The sequence below is a fragment of the Tsukamurella pulmonis genome, assembly GCF_900103175.1.
In the GTDB taxonomy this organism is placed as follows: Bacteria; Actinomycetota; Actinomycetes; order Mycobacteriales; family Mycobacteriaceae; genus Tsukamurella; species Tsukamurella pulmonis.
This window is the reverse complement of record NZ_FNLF01000002.1, coordinates 1,491,534-1,517,168: the sequence shown is the minus strand read 5'-3', so window position 1 is coordinate 1,517,168 and position 25,635 is coordinate 1,491,534. Positions and strand designations below refer to the sequence as shown.

Annotated in this window: 24 protein-coding genes; 10 read left to right on the top strand and 14 right to left on the bottom strand. The window is 69.0% G+C overall.

Features of this window, described 5'->3' with window-relative positions:
- Window positions 1-6 precede the first annotated feature (6 nt).
- From atpD to BLQ62_RS07620, 9 genes are all read right to left on the bottom strand, one after another.
- On the bottom strand, window positions 7-1,452 hold the full coding sequence (gene atpD, locus BLQ62_RS07660; protein WP_068532338.1) for a F0F1 ATP synthase subunit beta: 1,446 nt from the start codon (window positions 1,450-1,452) through the stop codon (window positions 7-9).
- 18 nt (window positions 1,453-1,470) lie between these two features.
- Entirely contained in the window at window positions 1,471-2,394 is a 924-nt protein-coding gene (locus BLQ62_RS07655) for a F0F1 ATP synthase subunit gamma (RefSeq protein ID WP_068532339.1), read from the bottom strand.
- A complete protein-coding gene (atpA, locus tag BLQ62_RS07650; protein WP_068532340.1) occupies window positions 2,387-4,021 on the bottom strand; it encodes a F0F1 ATP synthase subunit alpha in 1,635 nt (544 codons plus the stop codon). The genes BLQ62_RS07655 and atpA overlap by 8 nt, the downstream gene beginning before the upstream one ends.
- 47 nt (window positions 4,022-4,068) lie before the next feature.
- Complete coding sequence (locus BLQ62_RS07645; protein WP_068532342.1) at window positions 4,069-5,415, bottom strand: F0F1 ATP synthase subunit B/delta; 1,347 nt, start codon at window positions 5,413-5,415, stop codon at window positions 4,069-4,071.
- The gene (locus BLQ62_RS07640; RefSeq protein ID WP_068532344.1) at window positions 5,416-5,928 is read right to left on the bottom strand and encodes a F0F1 ATP synthase subunit B; all 513 of its coding nucleotides are present in this window, start codon (window positions 5,926-5,928) and stop codon (window positions 5,416-5,418) included.
- Between the two features lie 29 nt (window positions 5,929-5,957).
- Complete coding sequence (locus tag BLQ62_RS07635; protein WP_013125919.1) at window positions 5,958-6,203, bottom strand: F0F1 ATP synthase subunit C; 246 nt, start codon at window positions 6,201-6,203, stop codon at window positions 5,958-5,960.
- Between the two features lie 78 nt (window positions 6,204-6,281).
- Window positions 6,282-7,037 carry a F0F1 ATP synthase subunit A gene (gene atpB / locus BLQ62_RS07630; protein WP_068532345.1) on the bottom strand — a complete coding sequence of 252 codons (756 nt, stop codon included), beginning with the start codon at window positions 7,035-7,037 and terminating at the stop codon, window positions 6,282-6,284.
- Window positions 7,034-7,447 carry an ATP synthase subunit I gene (locus BLQ62_RS07625; protein ID WP_068532346.1) on the bottom strand — a complete coding sequence of 138 codons (414 nt, stop codon included), beginning with the start codon at window positions 7,445-7,447 and terminating at the stop codon, window positions 7,034-7,036. The genes atpB and BLQ62_RS07625 overlap by 4 nt, the downstream gene beginning before the upstream one ends.
- 210 nt (window positions 7,448-7,657) lie before the next feature.
- A complete protein-coding gene (locus BLQ62_RS07620; RefSeq protein ID WP_068533636.1) occupies window positions 7,658-8,860 on the bottom strand; it encodes a glycosyltransferase family 4 protein in 1,203 nt (400 codons plus the stop codon).
- A 280-nt stretch (window positions 8,861-9,140) separates the two neighbouring features.
- On the opposite strand from BLQ62_RS07620, the gene BLQ62_RS07615 reads away from it, so the two are divergent.
- The 9 genes from BLQ62_RS07615 to BLQ62_RS07575 all read left to right on the top strand — a co-directional run bounded on the left by BLQ62_RS07615 (window position 9,141) and on the right by BLQ62_RS07575 (window position 18,277).
- On the top strand, window positions 9,141-9,998 hold the full coding sequence (locus BLQ62_RS07615) for an MlaE family ABC transporter permease (RefSeq protein WP_068566397.1): 858 nt from the start codon (window positions 9,141-9,143) through the stop codon (window positions 9,996-9,998).
- A 117-nt stretch (window positions 9,999-10,115) separates the two neighbouring features.
- On the top strand, window positions 10,116-10,979 hold the full coding sequence (locus BLQ62_RS07610; RefSeq protein WP_068532352.1) for an ABC transporter permease: 864 nt from the start codon (window positions 10,116-10,118) through the stop codon (window positions 10,977-10,979).
- A 3-nt stretch (window positions 10,980-10,982) separates the two neighbouring features.
- Window positions 10,983-12,134: an MlaD family protein gene (locus BLQ62_RS07605; RefSeq protein ID WP_082756586.1), complete on the top strand. Its 1,152-nt coding sequence runs from the start codon at window positions 10,983-10,985 to the stop codon at window positions 12,132-12,134.
- A 6-nt stretch (window positions 12,135-12,140) separates the two neighbouring features.
- On the top strand, window positions 12,141-13,175 hold the full coding sequence (locus tag BLQ62_RS07600; RefSeq protein WP_068532360.1) for an MCE family protein: 1,035 nt from the start codon (window positions 12,141-12,143) through the stop codon (window positions 13,173-13,175).
- The gene (locus tag BLQ62_RS07595; protein ID WP_082756588.1) at window positions 13,160-14,179 is read left to right on the top strand and encodes an MlaD family protein; all 1,020 of its coding nucleotides are present in this window, start codon (window positions 13,160-13,162) and stop codon (window positions 14,177-14,179) included. The genes BLQ62_RS07600 and BLQ62_RS07595 overlap by 16 nt, the downstream gene beginning before the upstream one ends.
- Window positions 14,179-15,282: an MlaD family protein gene (locus BLQ62_RS07590; RefSeq protein ID WP_068532364.1), complete on the top strand. Its 1,104-nt coding sequence runs from the start codon at window positions 14,179-14,181 to the stop codon at window positions 15,280-15,282. The genes BLQ62_RS07595 and BLQ62_RS07590 overlap by 1 nt, the downstream gene beginning before the upstream one ends.
- Window positions 15,282-16,328 carry an MlaD family protein gene (locus tag BLQ62_RS07585; RefSeq protein ID WP_068532366.1) on the top strand — a complete coding sequence of 349 codons (1,047 nt, stop codon included), beginning with the start codon at window positions 15,282-15,284 and terminating at the stop codon, window positions 16,326-16,328. Before BLQ62_RS07590 ends, BLQ62_RS07585 begins: the two co-directional genes overlap by 1 nt.
- Window positions 16,325-17,287 carry an MlaD family protein gene (locus tag BLQ62_RS07580; RefSeq protein WP_068566403.1) on the top strand — a complete coding sequence of 321 codons (963 nt, stop codon included), beginning with the start codon at window positions 16,325-16,327 and terminating at the stop codon, window positions 17,285-17,287. The genes BLQ62_RS07585 and BLQ62_RS07580 overlap by 4 nt, the downstream gene beginning before the upstream one ends.
- A 45-nt stretch (window positions 17,288-17,332) precedes the next feature.
- A complete protein-coding gene (locus BLQ62_RS07575; protein WP_068566406.1) occupies window positions 17,333-18,277 on the top strand; it encodes a hypothetical protein in 945 nt (314 codons plus the stop codon).
- Window positions 18,278-18,368: 91 nt separating this feature from the next.
- Here BLQ62_RS07575 and BLQ62_RS07570 read toward each other — a convergent pair whose 3' ends face one another.
- From BLQ62_RS07570 to rpmE, 4 genes are all read right to left on the bottom strand, one after another.
- On the bottom strand, window positions 18,369-19,028 hold the full coding sequence (locus tag BLQ62_RS07570) for an L-threonylcarbamoyladenylate synthase (protein WP_231857637.1): 660 nt from the start codon (window positions 19,026-19,028) through the stop codon (window positions 18,369-18,371).
- Window positions 19,025-19,876 carry a peptide chain release factor N(5)-glutamine methyltransferase gene (gene prmC, locus BLQ62_RS07565; protein WP_068566409.1) on the bottom strand — a complete coding sequence of 284 codons (852 nt, stop codon included), beginning with the start codon at window positions 19,874-19,876 and terminating at the stop codon, window positions 19,025-19,027. The genes BLQ62_RS07570 and prmC overlap by 4 nt, the downstream gene beginning before the upstream one ends.
- Window positions 19,877-19,883: 7 nt before the next feature.
- Window positions 19,884-20,972: a peptide chain release factor 1 gene (prfA, locus tag BLQ62_RS07560; protein WP_068566412.1), complete on the bottom strand. Its 1,089-nt coding sequence runs from the start codon at window positions 20,970-20,972 to the stop codon at window positions 19,884-19,886.
- 95 nt (window positions 20,973-21,067) lie between these two features.
- Entirely contained in the window at window positions 21,068-21,298 is a 231-nt protein-coding gene (gene rpmE / locus BLQ62_RS07555) for a 50S ribosomal protein L31 (RefSeq protein ID WP_068532376.1), read from the bottom strand.
- Window positions 21,299-21,541: 243 nt separating this feature from the next.
- Between rpmE and BLQ62_RS07550 the strand changes: the two genes are divergently transcribed.
- The gene (locus tag BLQ62_RS07550) at window positions 21,542-23,194 is read left to right on the top strand and encodes a serine/threonine-protein kinase (protein WP_068566416.1); all 1,653 of its coding nucleotides are present in this window, start codon (window positions 21,542-21,544) and stop codon (window positions 23,192-23,194) included.
- A gap of 68 nt (window positions 23,195-23,262) precedes the next feature.
- Here the strand turns inward: BLQ62_RS07550 and rho are convergent, their stop codons facing one another.
- The gene (gene rho / locus BLQ62_RS07545; RefSeq protein WP_068566419.1) at window positions 23,263-25,302 is read right to left on the bottom strand and encodes a transcription termination factor Rho; all 2,040 of its coding nucleotides are present in this window, start codon (window positions 25,300-25,302) and stop codon (window positions 23,263-23,265) included.
- Between the last annotated feature and the right edge of the window lie 333 nt (window positions 25,303-25,635).

Genomic DNA, 25,635 nt, shown 5'->3' with positions numbered 1-25,635 from the left:
TGAAAACTACTTCCCGGCGATCTTCTTGGCGGCCGCCTCGACGTCGTCGAGACCACCACAGCTGTTGAACGCCTGCTCGGGCAGGTGATCGAACTCGCCCTTGCACACGCGGTCGAAGGCCTCGATGGTGTCGGCCAGCGGCACGACCGAGCCCTTCTCGCCCGTGAACTTCTCGGCGACGATGAAGTTCTGGCCGAGGAACTTCTGGAGACGGCGAGCGCGCTGCACCGTGACCTTGTCCTCCTCGGAGAGCTCATCCATACCGAGGATGGCGATGATGTCCTGCAGCTCCTTGTACTTCTGCAGGATGCGCTTGACCTCGTTGGCGACGCGGAAGTGGTCGTCGCCCACGATCGACGCCTCGAGGATGCGCGAGGTCGACGTCAGCGGGTCCACGGCGGGGTAGATACCCAGCTGCGAGATCGGACGCGAGAGCTCGGTGGTCGCATCGAGGTGCGCGAAGGTCGTCGCCGGCGCCGGGTCGGTGTAGTCGTCGGCGGGCACGTAGATGGCCTGCAGCGAGGTGATCGACCGGCCCTTGGTCGAGGTGATGCGCTCCTGGAGCTCGCCCATCTCGTCGGCCAGGGTGGGCTGGTAACCCACGGCGGAGGGCATACGACCCAGCAGGGTCGAGACCTCGGAACCCGCCTGCGTGAAGCGGAAGATGTTGTCGATGAACAGCAGCACGTCCTGGTGCTGGACATCGCGGAAGTACTCGGCCATGGTCAGGGCCGAGAGGGCGACGCGCATACGCGTCCCCGGCGGCTCGTCCATCTGACCGAACACCAACGCGGTGTCCTGGAGCACGCCCATCTCCTCCATCTCGAGGTGGAGGTCGGTGCCCTCACGGGTACGCTCGCCGACGCCCGCGAACACCGAGGTGCCCGAGAACTCGCGCGCGATACGGGTGATCATCTCCTGGATCAGAACGGTCTTGCCGACACCGGCACCACCGAACAGACCGATCTTGCCGCCCTTGACGTACGGGGTCAGCAGGTCGATGACCTTGATGCCGGTCTCGAGGATCTCGGTCTTGCCCTCGAGCTGATCGAAGGCCGGGGGCTTGCGGTGGATGCCCCACTGCTCGCCGTCACGGCCGAGTCCGGGGGTGTCCAGGCAGTCGCCCAGGGCGTTGAAGACGTGGCCCTTGACGACGTCGCCGACGGGGACGCGGATCGGGAAGCCCGAGTCGGTCACGTCGGTGCCGCGGACGAGGCCGTCGGTCGGCTGCATCGAGATGGCGCGCACCAGGTTGTCGCCGAGGTGCTGCGCGACCTCGAGGGTCAGCGTCTTGGCCACGGACGGGAGGGCGATCTCCGCGTGCAGGGCGTTGAACAGGTCGGGAACGGCGCCGCGCGGGAACTCGATGTCGACGACCGGGCCGATGACCCGCGTCACGCGACCGGTGGCCGCAGCGGTGCCCGCCGACGCGGGCTGGGTAGCTGTAGTCATGTGTCTACTTTCCGGTTACTAGTTCGCGAGGGCGCCGGCGCCACCGACGATTTCGCTGATTTCCTGGGTGATCTGCGCCTGGCGGAGCTGGTTGGCCTCGCGGGAGAGCGAGACGGCCAGTTCGTTGGCGTTGTCGGTGGCCGCCTTCATGGCCGTACGACGGGCCGCGTTCTCCGACGCGGCCGAATCGAGCAGGGCCGCGAAGACGCGGGTGGCGACGTACTTGGGCAGCAGCGCCGACAGGAGGCTGTCCGCGCTCGGCTCGAAGGTGAAGTTCCGTGCGGGCGCGTCGTCGTCCGCCGCGTTGCCGTCGCTCTCCTCCACGACGAGGGGAGCCATGCGGCGCACCTCGGGGTTCTGGGAGAGCATCGACACGAAGCGGGTGTAGACGATGTGCAGCTCGTCGACGCCGTGGGTCTCCACACCGTCGATCGTCACGTACTCCTGCGAGCCCGTCTCGAACAGCTTCACCAGCGTCTCGGTCGCCGCGGTGGCGTCCGAGTGGTGCGGCTGCTGCGAGAACCCGGTCCACGCCCCCGCGACGTCCTGGCCGCGGAACCGGAAGTAGTCCAGCCCCTTCTGGCCCATGACGTAGAGGACGGGCTCCTTGCCCTCGTCCTTGAGCAGCTGGATCAGCTCGCGCGTCTCCCGCAGCACGTTCGAGTTGTAGCCGCCGCACATGCCGCGGTCGGAGGAGACGACGAGGATGGCCGCACGCTTGGCGTTCGCCCGCTCGGTCAGGAGCGGGTGATCGAGCGAACCGGACTTGCTCGCCAGCTCCGAGAGCACCGAGGTCATCTCCTCGGCGTAGGGCTTGGCGGCCGCGACCCGGGCCTGCGCCTTGGTGATCCGCGACGTCGCGATCAGTTCCTGCGCCTTGGTGATCTTCTTGGTCGAGTTGACCGACCGGATCCGCGAGCGCAGCTCTCGGATACTAGCCATTGCGCTTGACCTTGATCGTCTCGTGCTCGACGTCCTCGGCGGGCAGCGCGCCGGCCTCGGCCTCGTTCACCACGCGCGAACCGTCCGACGCCAGGAAGCTCTGCTTGAAGCGGTTGGTCTCCGCGACGAGCGCCTCGGCCTGGTCCTTCTCGAGGACCTTGCCGCCCGCGATGGACTCGTACACGCCGGCCGCCGCGTGGTGCAGGTGGCTGAGCAGCTCGCCGTCGAAGCGGCGGACGTCCTCGACGGGCACCGAATCGTAGTGGCCCTCACCGCAGAGGTAGATCGAGACGATCTCGTCCTCGACCGAGGAGGGGCTGTACTGGTCCTGCTTGAGCAGCTCGACCCAGCGGGCGCCACGCGCCAGCTGCGCCTTCGAGGCGTCGTCGAGGTCCGAGGCGAAGGCCGAGAAGGCCTCCAGCTCACGGAACTGCGCGAGCTCCAGACGCAGCGAGCCCGAGACCTTCTTGAGGCCCTTGGTCTGCGCGGCGCCACCGACGCGGGAGACCGAGGTGCCGACGTTGATCGCGGGCCGGACGCCCTTGTTGAACAGGTCGGACTCGAGGAAGACCTGGCCGTCGGTGATCGAGATGACGTTGGTCGGAATGAACGCCGAGACGTCGTTGGCCTTGGTCTCGATGATCGGCAGCGCGGTCATCGAACCGCCGCCGAGGGCGTCGGACAGCTTCGCCGAGCGCTCCAGCAGACGGGAGTGCAGGTAGAAGACGTCGCCGGGGTACGCCTCGCGGCCCGGCGGGCGGCGCAGCAGCAGCGAGATGGCGCGGTAGGCCTCGGCCTGCTTGGACAGGTCGTCGAAGACGATGAGGACGTGCTTGCCCTGGTACATCCAGTGCTGGCCGATCGCCGAGCCGGTGTAGGGCGCGAGCCACTTGAAGCCGGCCGAGTCGGACGCGGGGGCCGCGACGATGGTCGTGTACTCCATGGCGCCGGCCTGATCGAGCGCGGCCTTCACGCCGGCGATCGTCGAGCCCTTCTGGCCGATGGCGACGTAGATGCAGCGGACCTGCTTGGTCGGATCGCCCGACTCCCAGTTCGACTTCTGGTTGAGGATGGTGTCGACGCAGACCGCGGTCTTGCCGGTCTTGCGGTCGCCGATGACCAGCTGACGCTGGCCGCGGCCGATGGCGGTCATGGCGTCGATGGCCTTGATGCCGGTCGCGAGCGACTCCTCGACGGGCTGACGCTCGAGCACGGAAGCGGCCTGCAGCTCGAGGACGCGCTGCTCCTCGGCCTCGATGTCGCCCAGGCCGTCGATCGGCTGGCCGAGCGGGTTGACCACGCGGCCGAGGAACTTGTCGCCCACGGGCACGGACAGCACGTCGCCGGTGCGGCGGACCTGCTGGCCCTCCTCGAGCTCCTCGTAGTTACCGAGGATGACGGCGCCGATCTCGTCCTCGTCGAGGTTCAGGGCCACGCCGAGCACCCCGCCGGGGAACTCGAGCAGCTCATTCGCCATCGCGCCGGGGAGCCCGGTCACGTGGGCGATGCCGTCGGCGGTGTCGGAGACGGTGCCGATCTCCTCGCGGGAGGCGTCGGCTTCGAACGTCGAGACGTACTGCTCGATCGCGCCCTTGACGTCGTCGGTTGAGATCGTCAACTCAGCCATGAGTACTCGTTTCCCTCTTTAGTGTTCTGGGTGGAAGTTTGTGTGTGTTAGCGGGGCAGCTGTTCGGCGGCCTTGTCGAGCCGCGACGCGATGTCGGCCTCGATGACCTCGTTGCCCACCGTGATGCGCAGGCCGCCCAGGAGCTCGGCGACGACCTCGGTCTGGACCGCGATCTTGCGCTGGTAGATGCGGGCGAGCAGATCCGCGGTGCGGGTCCGCTGCGCTTCGGTCAGGGCGACGGCCGACTCGACCACCGCGACGGACTCGCCACGACGGGCGGCCGCGAGATCGGCGATCGACGCGACGGCGGCGTCCACGCGGCCGACGCGCACGAGGCGCACCGTCTGGCGCAGCAGCGCCGCGGTGAACTCGTTCACCTTGCCGCCGAACACCTTGTCCAGCAGCGAGACGCGGGCCGCAGCCGGCGCCCGGGTGTCGGACAGGGCCGCGGTCAGCTCGGGCTCGCCCTCGAGGATGCGTCCCGCGCGGAACAGCTGGTCCTCGGTCTCGTCGAGCTTGCCGGCGCGCTCGGCGCCCACGAGCACGGCGACCCGGGCCTGACGCTCGATCGCGGTCGCGAAGTCGGCCGGAGCCGACCACTTCGCCGCCGCGGCGTCCTGCACGAAGGCGGTGGCCTCGGCGCTGATCTTGCCGCCGAAGAGGTTGTCGACGAGCGCGCGCTTGGCCTCGGGGGCCTCCGCGGACTCGGCGAGGTGCTTGCGCAGCACGGGCTGCTCGCCCAGCACCTCGACCACGTTGGCCAGGTCGTCGGCGACGCGGGCCAGGCCCGCCTCGTCGAGACCGGCGGTGCGCTGGTCGAAGCCGGCGGCCAGCGACCGCACGGCGTCACGGCTCGACGCGCGCAGCGAGCGCGTGCCGATCCGGTCGGCCTCGGTGACCCGCACGTCGTCGGCACCCTCGGTCATCGACTCGAGCTCGGTGAGCGAGCGGTCGACCGACGCCGACTGGTTGGCGGGATCGCCGAGGTGTTCGCGGACCAGGCGCCCGGCCACCTCGACGGCCTCGGCGCCGAGCCCGGCGCGCAGGCCCCGGACCAGGTTGCTGCGGTTGAGGGAGATCTGCCCCTCGCCGTGCTCGCCGATCCGTGCGACCTCGCGGTCGGTCTGGGCGCGCAGGTCCTCGCGGATGGCGTCCGCGTCGCCGCGGGCCTCGTCGCGGATCTGGCTGCCCTCACGGGCGGCGTCGGAGCGTGCGCGCTCCCCCGCCTGAGACGCCTGCGACAGCTTCTCCTGCGCGATGCGCGACTCCTCCAGCTGCGCCCGGACGGTGTCCTGGCGCTCCTTCATGAGCCGCTTCACCGGCGGGACGACGAACTTCCACAGGACGAAGAGGATGACCGCGAAGGCGATCAGGTTGCCGATAAAGACACCCATTTAGTTCTTCACCACCTTGTCGCTCGAGAGTGCATCCAGCTTCGTCTTGAGGGCCGGGTCCTGCGTCACGTCGAAGCCGAGCACGCGGCTCGCCAACGACGCCGAGAGCGGAGCGAGATCGGCGCGCGCCGCTGCGGCCGCGGACTCACCCGCGGTGCGCAGCTGCTCGGTCTTCTCCCGCGTGATCGCGTCCGCCTCGGCGGTAGCCCGCTGCTTCTGTTCCTCCATCGAGGCGCGGCCGCCGGCGCGCGCCTCGTCGCGGATGCTGCCGGCCTCACCGCGTGCGGAAGCGATTCCGGCGCGGTACTCGGACTCGGCGTCCTCGAACCCCTTGGCCGCGGCACGGCCGTCGGTGGCGGTCTGGTGGATCATCTTTTCGCGATCGTCCAGGACCTTCTGGATGGAAGGTGCCACGAAGAACCAGATCACCGCGAGCACGATCAAGAAGATGATCAGGCACGAGATGAAGGTCCCCGCGGTGGGGAGGAGGAAGTTACCCTCAGCGAGCTGCATGACGTCAGTTCCCGTTTCTTACGAGCGAGTTAGGAGATCGGGGTCGCGAACACGAACAGGGCCATGAAGGCCAGGTTGATGAAGTACGCGGCCTCGACCAGACCAACGGTGATGAAGAACGGGGTCATCAGGCGGCCCTGGGCCTCCGGCTGCCGCGCGATGCCGGCGACGAGCTGGGAACCGGCGAGACCGTTACCGATACCGGCGCCGATGGCGCCGCCACCCATGATCAGGCCGCCGCCGATGAGGGCACCCTGCGCGATGTTCGGATCCATTTATCTTTTCCCTTTCGGTTTCTGGTAGTCGGCCTACCAGGGTCTATACGTCCGTTGCCCGTGCGGGCCGCGAACAGGTCAGTGGTGCTCCGTCTTCTCCATGGCAGTGGAGAAGTACAGGATGGTCAGAAGCGAGAAGATGAACGCCTGGATGAGACCGACGAAGAGCTCGAAGGACTTCCACAGGGAGTTCGGGAACCACAGGATGTAGGCCGGCAGCAGCGCGATGACCGCGACCATGACCGTGCCCGCGAAGACGTTGCCGAACAGTCGCAGCGCGAGCGAGAGCGGCTTGGAGACGAGCTCCTCGATCACGTTGATGGGCGCGAGGCCGATCGCGTGGCCCTTGACCACCTTCGCGGGGTAGCCGAAGAGGCCGTGCGTGCGGAAGCCGGCGAAGTGGTAGCCGAGGTACACGACCAGCACCAGGGCGTAGACGAAGCTGACGTCGGCGGCCGGCGGCAGGAAGATCTCGGACGGGGTGCCGCCCTCACCGCTGTACTGCTGCGGCAGCACGGCGAGCCAGTTCGCGAAGAGGATCAGCGAGAACAGGGCGATCGCGAGCGGCAGGAGGAAGGGCGCGACGCGCAGGCCGATCGCGGACTCGATCTGGCCGCGGAGCTGGATGGTGATGGCCTCCCAGAACAGCTGCACACCACTCGGGACGCCGGTCGAGGTGACCTTCGCCTTGAGGATGAACGCCAGGATGAGGACGATCCCCGCCGCGATGGCCGTGGCCAGGATCGTGTCCCAGTGAAAGGTCATGCCCCACAACTCGAACGACTTGTAGTGGGCGACCTTGATCGCGCCCTCGGCGTACAGATTGGTGTTCATGACTGCTGGCGAAGCCCTTTCAGAACGGGGATGACGGTGTTCAGGACGAGGACGATCTGACCGACGGCGAGGCCGAAGATCACGCCCAGCCCATCGGGCCGGAAGAAGTAGGCGATGACGATCGCGATGACGGAGACCACGCCGAGGCGGACCATCGAGTTGACGGCGACCGGCGCCTTGCGCGGCTCGTTCTCGGCGGTGACGGTGGCGACCTTGAGGACCGCCAGCTTGGCGTTGAGTACGGAGAGGAGGCCGCCGAGCAGGAACCAGGCGGCGAACCACGGGTGACCGAAGGCGGTGCCGACGCCCGCAGCGATCACGGTCAGGCCGATCACGATCACGATCGGGTTCACGAAACTCACGACGCTACGACCGACATGGCCGTCGACGGAGGGGGCCGGCGTCGTCATGTCCCCTCCTTCGGGGTCAGGGTCGCTCCTGCGAAGGTCTCGCGGCGACCGGGGGCGGCGTCTGCCGAATCCGTAGCGTGGGTCACATCACGGATTCTTTGTGATTGGCTGAGACTCTACCAAGAAGTGGGGACACTCCCCACATCGGGGCCGTGCCGTGATCCAGCCGTTCAACTACACACGATAGTACAACAGGACGCGCGTACCGCGTTAGCGGGCACCCGTCTTGGACGATGTGCCTGACCTCGCGGTTTCGGAGTAGCGTTCCCGCAGCCTGGGCACGATCCGCGGCACCACGGTGAAGACCAGGGCACTGAGCAGACCCGCGCCGAACAGCGGCGCGATCAGTGTCGGCGGCAGCATGGTCGAGGCAGCGGCACTCAGGCCCAGCACACCCACCCACAGGTAGATCACCACCACCACACGGCGCTGGCTGTGGCCGATCTGCAGCAGTCGGTGATGCAGGTGCATCTTGTCGGCGGTGAACGGGTGCACCCCCGCGCGGGTGCGGCGGACCACGGCGAGCAGCAGGTCGAGCATCGGCACGAACATCACCGCGACCGCGAGCAGCAGCGGGAGCAGCAGCGCGAAGATGTCGGTCGTGCCGTACGCGTTCTGCGAGATCCGCCCGGACGCCGATGTGGACGCCGCGGCCAGGGTGAGCCCCAGCAACATCGAGCCGGAGTCCCCCATGAAGATGCGCGCCGGCTGGAAGTTGTGCGGCAGGAAGCCCATGCAGGCGCCGAAGAGGGCCGCGGTGATGAGCGCCGGCGGATACGACGGGGCGTCGCCGCCCGAGTCGAACATCAGACCCACGGAGAAGATCAGGATCGCGAGCGCGGCGAGCGCGGCCACACCGGCCAACAACCCGTCGAGGCCGTCGATGAAATTCATCGCGTTGACCGTGGCGACGGCGACCACCACGGTGAGCAGACCCGCCTGCAGTTGGTCGAGAACCACCGTCGTGTTGATCCCCGGGACGTAGACCACGTTCCAGGCCACCCCCATCACCACCAGTAGTGCGGCGGCGAAGATCTGGCCGACGAGCTTGGTGAGCGCGTCCACCCCCCAGCGGTCGTCGATGATCCCGACGACCACGATCACGCCGCCGGCGACGAGCACGGCGACGGCGTCCTTCGAGTAGGCGAAGCCTCGGGTGAGGGCGGGCAGTTGCGCGGCGAGGAAGATCCCCGCGGTCATCCCTATATATATGCCGACGCCGCCCAAGCGGGGCGTCGGAACGACGTGGACGTCACGGGCGCGGGGCACCGCGACGGCGCCGAACCGGGTGGCCACGACCCGCACCAGCGACGTTGCGAAGAATGTGACAACTGCAGCTGTCAGTCCCACTACCAGCAATTCCCGCATCGGGACCCCGGCAGCGCCGGCACCCACGACCGGTCCGCCCAGCATCTCGATGTGCACGCGTGCGAATCTACTCGCACCCCGACGCCGACCGCGTTCGGCGGCCGTCGAGTCGCGAATCCGCTTCGGGCACACCCCGCCTGACCAGAGCGGATGGACAGTCGCCGCCGATCAGCCCAAATGTTACTGACGAGTCGCTCACTGAGCTCCGGCGAAGCAGGCCAATGACGCACATCACTCGCGCGGCCGTTATAGTGTCCTCGGTCATACACCTGAGAACGCAGCATGTGGGTCACAGTGTGGCCACAGTCGAGAGGAGACGTTCGCGGTGACGCAGTCCGTTGCGCACGGCGGGGAGCCCGCCAAGCGACCTTCCTACTGGTCCATCATCAGCAAGAACTTCTCCAGCACCGTCGTGGATTCCATCCGCACGATCGGCCGGAGCGTGCGGATGCTGATCCTGTCGGTGGTCGCCCTCGTCACGGATACGGTCCGCGGCCGCCTGCAGTGGAAAGAGGCGCTCAACCAGATCTGGTACATGATCGGCGTCACCACCGTGCCGGGCGTGCTGATCGCCGTCCCGTTCGGCATCGTGATCTCGATCCAGGTGGGCAACATCATCTCCCAGCTCGGCGCCGATTCGCTCTCGGGCGCGACGGGCGGCCTCGCCGTCATCACGCAGGGCGCCCCGATCGCCACCGGCCTGCTGCTCGCGGGAGCCGGCGCCTCGGCGATCGCCGCCGATCTCGGCGCGCGCACCATCCGCGAGGAGACGGACGCGATGCGGGTCATGGGCATCAATCCGCTCAACCGCCTCGTCGTGCCGCGGCTGCTCGCCGCGTGGATCGTGGCCCCGCTGCTCAACATCCTGGTGATCGCCGTCGGCACCCTGGCCGGCTACCTCGTCGCCGTCGGCGGCCAGGGCGTCACGCCCGGCGCGTACTGGCTGTCCTTCGGCTCGTTCGCGCACCCGGTCGACGTGTGGATCTCGCTGATCAAGTCCGTCATCTTCGGCACCGTGATCGCGATCATCGGCTGCCAGCGCGGCCTCGAGGCGCGCGGCGGCTCGCGCGGCGTCGCCGACGCGGTGAACGCGACCGTCGTGCTCTCCTTCGTCGTCATCTTCGCGTTGAACCTGCTCATCACGCAGGTCACCACGATGTTCTTCCCCATGCAGGTGGGCTGACCCATGACCCGTTCCCGCTGGGCCCTCCCTCTTCCGACCCGGACGCGACGTGGGCCGACCCTGCACCACCGCGCCGCCGCATCGACCGACTCCGTACCTGAACAGGTGAGCTGATACATGGCAACCGTTTACCGCCCACGGGGCACACGCTGGTTCTTCAACCTGTTCGGACCCTCCGGTTCGGCCTGGAGCCTCTTCGACACCATCGGCCACGTCGTCTCCTTCGTCGCCGAGGTGATCCGAACCGTTCCGCACGCGATCAAGCACTACCGCTCGCAGATCATGTACATCCTCACGGACATCACGTGGGGACGCGGCGCGCTGATCGTCGGCGGCGGCACCGCTCCGGTGCTGGCCGTCCTCGGCATCACCGTCGGCGGCATCGTCGCCGTGCAGGGCTTCGCCATCCTCAACATGCTCGGCATGGGCCCGCTGACGGCCGTCGTGGCCTCGTTCGCGAACACCCGCGAGTTCGCCCCGATGCTCGCCGGCGTGGGCTTCGCCGCACAGGCCGGCTGCCGCATGACCGCCGAGATCGGCGCCATGCGCATCAACGAGGAGATCGACGCGCTCGAGTCCCTCGGTCTGCGCTCGGTGTCCTTCGTCGTGACCACCCGCGTGCTCGCGGGCCTGATCGCGGTCGTGCCCGTCTACCTGATCACCCTGATCCTGTCCTGGCTCTCGTGCGCCTGGGTAGTCAAATCGGTGTACTCGATGCCGTCGGGCACCTACGACCACTACTTCAGTCAGTTCGTCAGCGGACCCGACATCATCTTCTCGGTGATCAAGGTCGCCGTCTTCCTGACCGCCGTCATCATCATCCACTGCTACCAGGGCTTCTTCGCCTCCGGCGGCCCGGAGGGCGTGGGTACCGCCTCCGGCCGGGCCATCCGGGCCAGCCTGGTCGCGGTCGTCGTCCTCAACCTCGTCATGACCGTCGCACTGTGGGGCTTCACCTCCCCGGTCTACTTCAAGGGGTAACCAATGGGAGTCGTCTCCGTACCAGGAATGTCGGTCGAGCGGTCGGTGCTGCGCCGCCGCGGCCTCATCGCGGTCGCCGTCATCATCGTGATCGTGCTCGTCGGCTGGTTGATCAAGGCCCTGTGGCCGAAGGACGAGTTCTCCTTCACCCTGCGCTCCCCCGCCGTGGCCGCAGGCGTGGTCGACGGTGCGCCCGTGCGCATCCAGGGCATCCAGGTCGGCACCGTCACCGGGATCTCCGCGCTGGGCAACGGCCAGCAGGGCGTGAAGGTCACGATGAAGTCGGCCGACGGCAAGTCGCTGACCAACAACCTCGAGGCCGCTTACTCGGCCGGCAACCTGTTCGGCGTCACCGAGGTCATCCTGACCCCGCACGACGGTGGCGGTCAGCTGCAGGAGGGCGCCCAGATCGCGCCGACCAAGCCGATCACGGACAACACCGTCTCGAACATGATCGCCACGATCGGTGACGTCAACAGCGACGCCCTGCGCCCGCACATGAGCCAGATCCTGCTGAACTTCGACGCCTCGTCGAAGGCGATGCTCCCGCTGTTCACCGCGTTCGGCAGCGTCGCGCAGGCCGTGCAGGACACCCAGCGCCTGACCACGGCCGAGACCTTCCCGCAGATCACCCGCGCCCTGGGGAGCGCGGACTCGATGATCGCCGCGATGGTCCCGGGCCTGAAGACCCTGTACGACTTCCAGCCCGTGCACGACAAGGCCTGGGTCAACCGCGGCAAGGCGACGCTGGACTCGCTCACCAACGAGCGCGACAGCCTCACCGCCGCGCTGCAGAAGATCCTCTCCCCCGCCGCGCTCAAGGGCCTGGAGACGTCGGTCCCGATGCTGGTGAACCTGATGCAGCCGTTGCTCAACGCCTTCCCGAACGGAAGCGCTACGGGCGTCGGCATCCAGATCGGCGAGCTGCTCGACAACGTGCGCAAGGCGATGCCGAACACCCCGACCGGGCCGATGCTGAATCTGCGGCTCGCGATCGACTACCCTGCGGTCAGCGCGATGCTGCCCCCGGCACCGACGTTCCAGTACATCCCGCCGAAGCCGGGCGAGAAGCCCGCGGCGAAGCCGACGGCACCGACATCGGGCGCCCCGTCGTCCGCGAAGCCGAGCACCCCGACCCCGAAGCCTGGGAGCTGAGTCACCATGAAATCGATCAAGGCCACTGCGATCAAGATCGCGGTCTTCGCCGCGGTGATGATCCTGTTGCTGGTGCTCGTGATGCAGGCGCTCACGCGGCCGCCGCAGGGCGACCTCGACACCTTCCACGCGGAGTTCAAGGACGTCTCCGGCCTCAAGGTGGGCGACGACGTGCGCATGCTCGGCGTGCAGGTGGGCAAGGTCAAGGACATCGCGGTCAAGCAGTCCTCCGACCACCGGCTCTCGAACGCGGCGGTGACCTTCACGCTGCAGCAGGACCGCAAGTTCCGCACCGACGACACTCTCGCGATCCGCTACCAGAACCTCACCGGTTCGCGGTTCCTCGAGGTGCGCCCGACGCCGGGCAGCACCGCCGCCGAGGTCAAGCCCGGGAGCACGATCGACGAGAAGCGCACCCAGCCCTCGTTCGACATCACCTCGGTCTTCGTCGGCCTCAAGCCGGTGCTCTCGACGCTCAACGCCGATGACATCAACCACCTGACGCAGTCGGTGCTCGCGGTGATCGAGGGCAACGGCGAGGGCCTCGGCCCGCTGCTCAGCTCGCTGGACAAACTCATGGCCGTGAGCAACGACCGCCAGCGGGTGCTCACCCAGCTGATCACCAACCTCGGCTCGGTCTCGCAGTCCATCGGCGGCGCGTCCCCCGGCCTGACCAAGGTGCTGCAGCAACTCGACCTGTTCGCCCGCACGCTGGCCAGCAACGTCGGCTCGATGCGCGAGTGGTCGGACAAGACCTCGGGCGTGGTCAGCCGCACCAACGCGCTGCTGGCGGCGCTGGGCCTGACCCCGAACGAGAACCCCCCGCTCGACGCCATCATCAGCAACGCGATGCCGACGGCGGAGCAGCTGGTGAACGCACTGGCGACCCTGCCCGGCATCTTCCAGCTGCTCAACGAGGGCACGCGCCCGCAGGCCGACGGCGCCGTATCGCTGAAGTGCAGCAACGGCGAGGCCAAACTGCCCGGGATGACCAACCTGTACGTCGCAGGCCAGAAGGTGACGGTATGCAACGCAAAGTGAACCTCTTCAACCGTCCGCTGCCGACGGCGGAACAGGACCGGCGCAACCAGCTGAACTGGGGCATCGTCGGCGCGCTCATCGCGGTGATCATCCTGGCCGTCTGCGGCTACCTGTTCGTGTTCCAGCCGGGCACCAAGGAGTACTCGGCGGACTTCAAGGAGGCGCAGGCCGTCCGCAGCGGCGTGGACGTGCGCGTCGCCGGGATCAGCGTCGGTTCCATCTCGGGCGTCGAGCTGCTCGATGACCGCGTGCGGGTGAAGTTCCGCGTCGACAAGGACATCTTCCTCGGCGACGCCACCACCGCGTCGATGAAGATGCTCACCACGGTCGGCGGCTACTACATGGCGCTTACCCCGATGGGCACCACGAGCCTCGGCGACAAGCCGATCCCGCCGGAGCGCGTGAACATGCCCTACAGCCTGCTCGAGACCTTCCAGCAGGCGACGCCGAAGGTCGAGAAGATCAAGGCGACGCCGGTGCGCGAATCGATGTCGCAGCTCAACCAGGCGCTCGAGGACCAGCCGGAGTCGATCCGCAACACCGTGGGCACCTTCAACCGGATGTTCGACAACATCCTGCGTCAGCAGGATCAGGCCGGCGACTTCGTCAAGGTGATGAGCGAGTACTCGACCACTGTCAACAAGAACGGCGACCTGCTGCTCTCCCTGATGCGGAACATGAGCGTCTTCTTCAGCGCCGCTGAGGTGAACCTGGCCGGCTTCAAGAGCTACCTGAGCAACACCACGCAGCTGGTGCAGCGGCTCGGTCCCCTGCTCAACGTCTACCTCGACGACATCGATCCACTGGCCAGCCGCTTCGACGCGCTCGTCGCGAAGGCCCGTGAGGTCGTCCAGCAGGCCGAGCCGGCGATCGCCGACGCCAAGGAGATGCTCAAGAACCTGCAGAAGACCATCGCGCCCGACGGCACGATCCAGCTCGACCAGTCCGAGAAGACCTTCCTCGCCACCAATGTCTGCATTCCGAGCCCGGGGGTGACCTGCTGATGCGTAAGTTCCTCGCCTCCCGCGGCGCGATGTCCGCATTCGTGGTCCTCATCGCCGTCGTGCTGGTCGTCGGCGGCGTCGCCTTCAAGGGCGCCACCCAGAAGACCACCGCGTACTGCGCCGACCTCGACAACGCCGTCGGCCTGTTCACCGGCAGCAAGGTCGCGCAGTTCGGCTACCCGATCGGGGAGATCACCGAGATCACGCCGAACGGCGCCACCACCCGCGTGAAGTTCGACCTGCCCGCCGACCGCAAGCTGCCGACCAACGTCGGTGTGGTCGCGGTCGCCGACTCGCTGGTCGCCCAGCGCCGGCTCGAGCTGCTCGAGCCCTACAAGGGCGGCCCCACGTGGCAGCCCGGCAAGTGCATCAGCAACACCAAGACGCCGCTGTCGATCACCGAGTCGCTGCAGGCGGTCTCGAAGGTCGTCGACGACCTGACCGTCGGCGGCGGCGACGCCGAGTTCCGCAAGGCGATGGCGTCCATCCCCGCGCTCAACAAGGCCACCAAGGGCACCGGCCCCGAGATCGCGGAGATGACCAACAAGCTCGGCGAACTGATGCGCAACCCCGGACCGGGCATGGGCGACGTGGCCGCGATCCTCGACGCCTTCGCCCCCGCCTCCGACGGCCTGGTGCAGAACTGGGACGAGATGCGTGAGTTCCTCACCAAGTACGCCTTCCGCATCAAGAACGTCGGCGAGCCGCTGATGGACACCGGTATCGGCGCCTTCCCGCAGCTGGTCCCGCTGGTGAACACGCTGGCCAAGGTCTTCGACAAGTACGGTGCCTTCATCGCGCCGCTGCTCGAGGTCACCGTGCCGGCCACGACGGTCATGGCGGCCAGCTCCAAGCAGTTCGGCGACCTGCTCAACATCCTGCCGCCGCTGGTGCGCGCGTTCCAGGTGAGCGTCGACAAGAAGACGCTGGCCACGAAGATCACCTACCGCCCGCCGTCATCGCTGGTGCCGTCCAAGAACCCGGCCCAGACGTGCAACAACCTGAACCGGTTCGCCCCGGGCCAGTGCACGGTCGCCGACGCGGGTCATGTCAATGTGGACCTGATCTCCACGGTCCTGCGCGCGACGGGAGCGGCGTACTGATGCGCAATCCACTGACCACCCGGGCCCTGAAGACCGCCGCCACCACGGTGGTGGCCGGCGTGGCCCTCGCGGGCTGCAACATCGGGTTCAACCCGTCGACCATCCCCGCCCCCGGCCAGCCGGGCGGCGGCGACGGGTACGTCGTGCACCTCGACTTCACCAACGTGCTCAACCTGCCCGACCGCGCGCGCGTGGTCTACGACGGTGTCGTCTCCGGGCGCCTGCAGAAGGTCACACTCGAGCAGGAGAAGGCCGTCGTCGACATCAAGATCAACAACGGCGTCAAGGTGCCCAACACGGCGACGGCGACCCTGCAGCAGGACACGATCCTCGGTGACACCTACGTGGCGCTCAAGACCACGCCGGGCAAGCCGGGCACCCCGCTCAAGGCGGGCGACACGCTGCCCACCTCGCAGACCAAGCCGCCGACGCAGATCGAGGACATCCTCGCCGACCTGGCGAACTTCCTCGGCAGCGGCAGCCTGATGCAGCTGCAGGACACCTTCAGCCGGATCAACGACAACCTGCCGGCGGACCCGCAGAAGTTCTCGGGCCTGATGAAGACCGTCTCGCAGACCGTGATCGACCTCGGCCAGCAGAACGACAACGTGAGCCAGGCGATCACCTCGGTCGGAAGCCTGGTCAACACGGTGAACGCCAACGACGACGTACTGGTGGCGCTGCTGCGGCCGCAGGACGACTGGCTCGGGGACTCCCTCGACCTGACGACCGGCGCCATCCGGGTGCTCAGCCGGCTCTCCGATGCGCTGGCGCCGCTCTCCTTCACCGCGCCCCTGCTCGACAGCTCCACCGCGGCCGTGGCCGGGGTGATCAAGCCGCTGATGTTCCCGGGCTGGCCCAACATGGGCGAGCGTCAGGCGAACCTCGCGAACCTCGAGGACCTGCTCAAGAACAAGATCCTGCCGTTCCTCGCCAGCGGGGCGAAGGTGAACGTCAAGGAGATCGGCACCAACGGCTCCGTGCCGAACGCCGAGGCCACCAAACAGGTGGTCAACAATCTTCGGATGGTAGGAGCGGTTCCGTGAAAAAGAGCACCTTCTTCAGTCTCCTGACCTTCGCATTGGTGCTCGTGCTGGGCACGGCGTACATCGCCTTCTCCGTGCTGCAGTGGCGGCCGCTCGCGGACTACCGCTCGGTCACGATGAAGCTCGACGACGCCAACCAGTTGCTCCCCGATTCGTCGGTGCTGCTGCGCGGTGTCAAGGTGGGCAACATCGAGACCATCGAGCGTCGGGACGGCAAGGTCGTGGTGAAGTTCCGCTACGACGGCAAGTACAAGATCCCGTCGAACACCGGGCTGCGCATCGAGCAGCTCTCGGCGGTCGGCGAGCCGTACGTGGACTTCCGCCCCGACACGCTCGACGGCCCGTACCTGGCCGACGGCGCGACGATCGACACCGCCAAGATCAAGGAGCCGCTCTCGCTCCCCGAGACCTTCAAGCTGATCTCGGGCCTGACGAGCAACATCAACTCCACCGATCTGGGCGGCATCACCGAGACGCTCGCGGACGCGACCAGCAACACGCAGGGCTCCCTGCCGAACATCTCCCAGGCCGGCGACCTGCTGGCCCGCACCCTCACCTCCCGGATGCCCAACATCCGGCGGATGATGGAGAACACGCAGGACTACCAGTCCGACATGGCCTGGCTGCCCGGCGCGATCGGCGAGTTCGGCCCGGCCACCCGGACCTTCGTGACGAAGGACGTCGAGCTGCTCAAAGCGCTCGACGGCCTCATGAAGGGCATCGACGGCCCGGATAAGCTCACCAAGACCGTGAACCCGTTCTTGTTCAAGATCGCCCCGGACACGAGCAAGCTGCTCGCGAACCTGGGCCCGATCACCGAGCCGCTCGTCCCGGTGGTGCAGGCCATGACGGACGTGCTGCCGCAGATCGACATCGCCGCGCTACTCTCGCAGGCATTGAACACGGTCGGTTCCGACGGGGCCGCGAACCTCACGGTGGTGATCCCGCCCAAGAAGTGACGCCCGCCGGACCGACGAACCCCCACATGATTGGCTACGCGACAAGTGACTGATTCCACCCCGGACGAGAAGAACCTCGCTGACGAGGTCGAGGCGACCGAGGAGACCATCGACACCGGCGACGCCGCCGAGACCGTCGAGGATACGGCCGACGACTCGACCGACACGAGCGACGACGCGGACGAGGAGGAGACCACCGAGGTGGTCCCCGTGAAGCCTGCGAAGGCCGCCCCCACGAAGAAGGTCTCGACCGCGAAGAAGCGCCCCGCTCCCCCGGTCGAGGAGTACGACGAGGACGACGAGTACGAGTACGAGTACGACGACGAGGGTGAGGAGCCGCCGGTGCGGCGGCGTCCGAAGCCGGCTCGGCGCCCCGCGCCGCGCAAGGCCGCCGCCTCGGTCCCGGCGGCCGGCGCGACGGTCACGACCGTGGTGGTCACCGTCGTCATCCTCGCGCTGCTCGCCACGTCGATCACCTTCGGCGTGCTGTGGGGGATGCAGAAGTCGGACAACGACGAGGCCCAGGCCGCTGCGGCGGACCGGGCACAGGCCGGGAAAGTGGCCGCCGACTACGCGGTCCGCGCGTCGACGGTCGACTACCGCGACCTCCCCGCCTACCAGAGCGGCATCGCCGAGGGCGTCGCGCCGAAGCTCAAGGAGCGCTTCGTCGCGTCCGCGCCCGTGCTGGACCAGCTCTTCCAACCGATGCAGTGGGTGTCGAAGGGCACCGTCCTCGACACCGTCCTCAGCTCGCAGAACGGTTCGATCTACAAGGTCAACGCGTACGTCAAGGTCGAGACCAGCAACGTCCAGGTGCCCAGCGGCCGCGAATCGGTCACGGTGTACAACGTGACGATGGACAAGGATCAGGACTGGCTGATCACCGACGCGGGCGGCCTGATCAACACCGACATCACGCAGATCGGGGGCGACGCGCCCGCACCCGCCGAGGGCGCGCAGCCCCCGGCGGCCCCGGCCCCCGGTAACTGACCGGCCCCGAGACGACGAACGCCCGGAACCTGCACGGTTCCGGGCGTTCGTCGTCGGTGGGGAGGCTGTGACGCGGAGAGCGCCTGCTGCCTCAGGCCAGGGAGTCGGCGCTGACGCCGAGGACCTCGGCGATCCGGGCGGTGCTCACCGCGCCCTCGCGCAGCACGCGCGGCTGCGGACCGGACAGGTCGATGATGCTCGAGGCCACGGCGTGCTCCGACGGTCCGCCGTCGAGGTAGACGTCGACCGAGTCGCCCAGCTGATCGCGCGCCTCCAGCATGGTGGCGGCGGGCGGGCGGCCCGACACGTTCGCGCTGGAGACGGCCATCGGCCCGACCTCGCGCAGCAGCTCGATCGCGACGGGGTGCAGCGGCATCCGCAGCATCACCGTGCCGCGAGTGTCTCCGAGGTCCCAGGCGAGACTGGGCGCCTGCTCGACGACGAGGGACACGGCCCCGGGCCAGAAGGCGCGGGTCAGTTCACGGGCGGCGTCGCTGACCCGGCTGACGAGGCCGTCGATGGTGTTCCACGAGCCCACGAGCACGCCGACGGGCATGTCCGGGCCGCGGTTCTTGGCGGCCAGCAGATCGGCGACCGCGCGGCCGTCGAAGGCGTCGCAGCCGATGCCGTAGAGGGTGTCGGTCGGCATCACCACGAGGCGGCCGCCCTTGACCGCGGCGCGGGCGGCGCTGATCCCCGCGGCACGGGAATCGGGATCGGTGCAATCGAAGGCGCGGCTGGCGATGCTCACGGGTCCATCCTGCCAGTCACGTACCGCGGCCTCCCCGCGAGGTCCCGGTGCTCGGCGACGCCGCCGAACCCCGCGGCGCGCAGCAGCGCGGCGGTACCGGCGCCGTTGCTGTCGTCGTGCTCCACGCCGACCGCTCCCCCGCCCGCGAGCAGCCGGGCCGCCAGCGTCGCCAGATCGCGGATCAGGTCCAGCCCGTCGGCACCGGAGAACAGGGCGAGCGCCGGGTCGGCGGCGGCCTCCCGGTCGAGTTCGGCACCGTCGGGCACGTACGGCGGGTTGGTCACCACCAGGTCGACGGTGCCGAGCAGCTCCGTGAGCCGGTCGGCGAGGCCCGGGTCGCGCACGTCGGCCTCGAGCACGGTCGCGGTGCCCGCGAGGGCGGCTCCCGCGGCGTTGCGCCGCAGGTAGTCCACGGCGCGCGGATCGCGCTCGACGAGGACGACGCGGGCGTCGGGCACCGTCGCCGCGAGGTACAGGCCCAGCGCGCCGGAGCCGGCGCAGAGGTCGACGATCGCCGCCCCGCAGCCGGCCTGCCCGGCGGCCCACGCGGCCAGCAGCTCGGTCTCGGGCCGGGGCACGAAGACTCCGGGCCCCACGGCCAGGGTGAGCGGCCCGAAGTACGCGCGGCCCAGGATGTGCTGCAGGGGCTCCCGGTCCGCCCTGCGGGCGAGGAGGGCCTCGTACGCGACGATCTGCTCCGGCGTCGCGTCGTCGGCGATCGGGAGGCGCCCGCGGTCGGTGCCGAGGGCCTCCGCGAGCAGGACCTCCGCGTCGAACCTGGCCGACGGGACGCCGGCCTCGGCCAGCCGGGCCGCCGCGGCGGCGGCCAGCAGCGTGGGGCGGGTCACCGGCGCGTTACTCGGCCTCGAGCCGGGCCTGCCGGTCCGCGGCCTGCAGGGCGTCGAGCAGCGCGTCCATGTCGCCGTCGAGCACCTGGTCGAGGTTGTGCGCCTTGAAGCCGATGCGGTGATCGGCGATGCGGTTCTCGGGGAAGTTGTAGGTGCGGATCCGCTCGGACCGGTCGACGGTGCGGATCTGCGCGGCCCGCGAGTCCGATGCGGCGGCCTCGGCCTCCTCCTCGGCGAGGGCCTGCAGCCGCGCGGCGAGGACCTGCATGGCGCGGGCCTTGTTCTGCAGCTGCGAGCGCTCGTTCTGGCAGGTCACGACGATGTTCGTGGGCAGGTGCGTGATGCGCACGGCGGAATCGGTGGTGTTGACGCCCTGGCCGCCCTTGCCGGAGGACCGGTAGACGTCGATGCGCAGGTCCGACTCGTCGATCTGCACCTCCTCGACCTCGTCGGGCTCGGGGTAGACGAGCACGCCGGCGGCGGAGGTGTGGATGCGGCCCTGGCTCTCGGTGGCGGGGACGCGCTGCACCCGGTGCACGCCGCCCTCGAACTTCATCCGGGCCCAGACCCCGTCGATGCTGCCGTCGGCCCCGGCGCCGCGCGACTTGATCGCGAAGGTGGCGTCCTTGAAGCCGCCGAGATCGGAGTAGGTGGCGCCGAGGGTCTCGACCTTCCAGCCGCGCTGTTCGGCGTAGCGCAGGTACATGCGGGCCAGGTCGCCGGCGAACAGCGCCGACTCCTCGCCGCCCTCGCCGGACTTGACCTCGAGCACCACGTCGTCGGAGTCGTGCGGGTCGCGCGGCGCGAGGAGGTCGGTGAGCTGCTGCTCGAGCACGTCGATCTGCTCGGTCAGCGCGGTCACCTCGTCCGCGAAGGACGCGTCGTCGGCCGCGAGTTCCTGTGCGGCGTCGCGATCCTCGCGGGCGGCCTCGAGCTTGCGGTGGGTCGCCATGATCGGCGCCAGCTCGGCGAAGCGCTTGCCCACCCTGCGCGCGGCGGCCGCGTCGTTGTGCAGCGCCGGGTCCGACATCTGCTGCTCGAGGCCGGCGTACTCGGCGAGGATGTCGTCGATCGCGGAGGGGGACGAGGCGCTCATGGCGACGGTGCCTTTCGGAGTGGAGCGGTGGCGGGATGACCCGTGAAACGCGCCGACGCCCGGCCTGCGGGGCAGGACGGGCGTCGGCGGGGCGGCTACTCGGAGGCCGAGGCCTTGCTCGGGCGCTTGCCGTAGCGCTTCTCGAACCGGGCGACGCGGCCGCCGGTGTCGAGGATCTTCTGCTTGCCCGTGTAGAACGGGTGGCACTGCGAGCACACCTCGACGTTGATGCGGCCGTCGGCCTTGGTGCTGTGCGTCTCGAACGTGTTGCCGCAACCGCACACAACGGTGGTGGCCACGTACTCGGGGTGAATGCCCTGCTTCATGATTGCCGTCCTTCTCGTTCTTGGTCGCCGGGTCGCCCCTGGCGTGCGCCAGGACCGTGAACCGGAACCCATACCGACGTTCCAGTATGCCAGAACGCACAGCGCATCGAGAAATTCCCGGAACCATGCGCGGGCACCGCCGCGCCCCGGTCACGATGCGGTAGCCGTTTGGCGGATGCCTGGCGGGCGACAAGACCGCCGGAGTTGGCTGGTGCTGACACAGGCACGAACGGGAGAGACGACGTGAGCGAGTCAGGCAGTGCGGCGGCGATCGAGCCCGCGGGGACCGTGATCGGCGGCTACGTCGTGGAGCGCCTCCTGGGTGCGGGCGGGATGGGCGCGGTGTACGCGGCCCGCCATCCCCGGCTGCCGCGGGTGGACGCGCTCAAGGTGCTCCCGGCCGCCTTCTCCGACGACCCCGTCTACCGGGCGCGGTTCGAGCGCGAGGCGGACATGGCCGCGGGGCTCGACCACCCGAACATCGTTCCCGTCTACGACCGCGGCAACGACGACGGCCGGTTGTGGATGTCGATGAAGCTCGTGCCCGGCCGGGACGCCGCCGCGGTGCTCGCGCGCAATCCGCGCGGCCTGCCCGTCGATCAGGTGCTCACGATCGTCGACGCGGTTGCCGCGGCGCTGGACCACGCGCACACCCGCGGCCTGCTGCACCGCGACGTCAAGCCCGGCAACATCATGCTCGACGCCACCGGAAGCGTCCCGCGGGTGATGCTCGGCGACTTCGGCATCGCCCGCCAGCAGCAGGAGACCAGCGAGCTGACGTCCGTCGGGATGGTCGTCGGCACGGTCGACTACGCCTCCCCCGAGCAGCTCAGCGGCGATCCGGTGGACGGCCGCAGCGATCAGTACAGCCTGGCGGGCACCACGGTGCAGCTGCTCACCGGCGCCAAGCCCTACGGCGCGAGCAGCGGCACCGCAGTGATCCGCGACCACCTGCTGGCGCCGCCGCCCACGCCGTCGCGGCACCGTCCGGACCTGCCGCCCGCGATCGACGGCGTGATCGCCCGGGCGATGGCGAAGGCGCCGCAGCAGCGGTTCGCCACCTGCGGCGAGTTCGCCCACGCCCTCCGCGCGGCCGCGTCCGGCGGACACCCGTCGGCACCGTCGAACCCGACGGTCCGCGTCACCCCGCCCCCGCCCGTCACTCCCCCGCCCTTCGCCGGCGTCCCGTCGCAGCCCTTCCCCCGGCCCTCGGGCCCGATCCCGCACGCGGGCACCGCGTCCGGCGGGCCGCAGACGGTGTGGCAGGGCGCGACCGTGGGACTCGCGGGCCCGGCGCCGCAACCCCGCGGCGCCCGCACGGGGGTGGTGATCGGCGCGATCGCCGCCGTCGTGGTGGTGGCCGTGGCCGCCGTCGCGGTCCTCGTGCTCGGCACCAGTTCGGACGACGCGGTGTCGGCCGCGCCGTCCACGCCCGCCACGAGCGCGCCCGCGACCACCACGACGGTGGCCCCGGTGAACAACACCACCACGCTGCGGGAGGGATTCATCGATCCGTGCCTGCTGCCCGTCGGCGCGATCTCCGCGCTGGGCATCACCCCGCTCGCCGACGATCCGGGCCAGCGCTCGGGCGCCGACGGTGCGAAGTTCGCCTGCAAGGGCTCGGACTCGAAGGCCGGGAACGCCGACGTGAAGTTCGCGACGTTCACCTCCTCCCGCTCCTGGGAAACCGGTATGCCGGCGTCGGTTCCGGGGTCGGCGAAATGGCGCTCGTTCACCGTGCCGAGCACCGATCGCAGCACGCCGGACTACTGCGTCACCGCGTACAAGTCACTGTCGAACGGCGTGCTCTACATCGGCCTGCAGAAGGTGGGCGACCGCGACTGCAACCGCGGCGTGGAGATCGCCACGGCGATCACCGCATCGCTGCCGCAGTAGCCGCGGAGACGACGAAAGGCGCGCCCGCGGGCGCGCCTTTCTCGTGTTCTCACTCCGTTCGGGACGGATCAGTCGTTGTCGCCGAAGCCGCTGTTCTTCTGCACCGTCATGAGGAACTCGATGTTGTTCTGCGTCTTCTTGAGCTGGCTGATCAGCATCTCGATGGCCTGCTGGCTGTCGAGCGCCGAAAGCACACGGCGCAGCTTGTTCACCACGACGGCCTCGTCGGGCGCCATGATGAGCTCGTCCTTACGGGTGTTCGACGCCGCGACGTCGACGGCCGGGAAGATGCGCCGCTCCGAGATCTTGCGGTCGAGCTTGAGCTCGGCGTTGCCGGTGCCCTTGAACTCCTCGAAGATCACGGTGTCACCGGTGGAGCCGGTCTCGACGAGCGCGGTGGCGATGATCGTCAGCGAGCCGCCGTTCTCGATGTTGCGCGCCGCGCCCAGGAACCGCTTCGGCGGGTACAGGGCCGTGGAATCGATACCGCCCGAGAGGATGCGGCCCGACGCGGGGCTCGAGTTGTTGTACGCGCGGCCGAGGCGGGTGATCGAGTCGAGCAGCACCACCACGTCCTTGCCGCCCTCGACGAGGCGCTTGGCCCGCTCGATGGCGAGCTCGGCGACCGAGGTGTGGTCTGACGGCGGGCGGTCGAAGGTGGAGCTGATGACTTCGCCGCGCACGCTGCGCTGCATGTCGGTGACCTCTTCGGGCCGCTCGTCCACCAGCACCACCATGAGGTAGCACTCGGGGTTGTTGGTGGCGATCGCGTTCGCGATGTCCTGCAGCACCGTGGTCTTACCGGCCTTCGGCGGAGCGGAGATCAGCGCGCGCTGGCCCTTGCCGATGGGCATGATCAGGTCGATCACGCGGGTGGTGAGGATGTTCTGCGCGGTCTCCAGGCGCAGCCGCTGGTTGGGGTAGAGCGGCGTGAGCTTGTTGAACTCGGGCCGGTTCTTCGCCGAATCCACGTCCTGGCCGTTGACGGTGTCCAGCCGGACGAGCGGGTTGAACTTCTGCCGGTTGCTCTGGTTGCCGCGGCCGCCTCCGCCGCCGCCCTGGTTGCCGCCGTCGTTGTTCTCGCCGTCGCGGGGCATCTTCACGGCGCCGGTGATCGCGTCGCCGCGGCGCAGGCCGTTGCGGCGGATCATGTTCATCGAGACGTAGACGTCGTTCGGGCCGGCGATGTAGCCCGACGTGCGCACGAAGGCGTAGTTGTCGAGCACGTCGAGGATGCCCGCGACGGGCTGCAGGACGTCGTCCTCGCTGACCTGCGGCTCACCGTCGTTCTGGCCGCGGTCGCGGCCGCGGCGGCGCTCACGGAAGCGGCGCCCGCGGCGCCCCTGGCCGTCGCCCTCGTCGGGGCCGTTGTTGTTCTGATCGTTCGACGGGCCGTTGTTGCCGCGCTGCCGGTTCTCGCCCTGCTGGCGATCACCCTGCTGGCGGCGGTCCTGGCGGCCCTCACCCTGCTGACGGTTCTCGCCCTGCTGGCGATCGCCCTGCTGGCGGTCGCCCTGCTGGCGGTCGCCCTGCTGGCGGTTCTCGCCGTCCTGATTCTGGTTGCCGTTCTGGTTGCGCTCGCGACGCTGGTTGCGCTCGCGGCGCTGGCCGCCCTCGCGCTGGCTCTGCTCGCCGTCGCCGCGGGGCGCGTCCGCCTGGGCGTTCGCCTCCGACGGTGCCTGCTCCGCCCTGTCCGCCTTGGGGGCGCGGGCGCCGCGGCCCTCGTTCTTGGGCGCGTCGGCGGGGGCGTCGTTCTTCGGCGCCTCGGCCTTCGGAGTCTCGGCCTTGGCGGCGTCGGCCTTCGGAGCCTCGGCCTTGGGGGCCTCGGTGGTCGTGGGGGCGGTCTCGGCCGGCGCCTCCGCCTTCGGCGCGGCCGCCTTGGCGGCCTTCGGCGCGGTCGTGGCGGCGCCGCCGTGCTCGGTGATCGCGGCGATCAGATCGCCCTTGCGCAGGCCGGAGATGCCCTTGATCCCCAGCTCGCTCGCGATGCCGCGGAGCTCGGCTAGCACCATGCCGTTGAGGCCCGAGCGGCGCCGCTCATCGGCCCGCGTGGTGCTGACAGTGGCGGTGGCCGTCTCCGGGCTGGTGGTCACGTCCGTATCGGTCACGGAGTTCCTTTCAATTCCCTGCGCGCGTGGTGCGAAAGCAGGGGCCTACCGTGCTCACCGGGCCGTCCTGTGGTGTTGCACAGGTGATTTCGCGGACGGTGCACGAATGACGAAGGTGCTTGTGTGCACTTCGGCTGCCGGGCCCCGCGTTTCCGGCGGGGGCACAGATTGTCTCGGCCTGATGTGGAGACCGGCGCGCCAACACGTCCGAGGCTGGTTGCTGGGCGTGGAATGGCTAAGGTGCCGAAGTAGCGTCCGCGCATTCGTCGGACACTTTTGCCATAATAGCGCGGGTATCGGCGCCCGGCAATCACCGCCCCCGCGTTTCCGCTC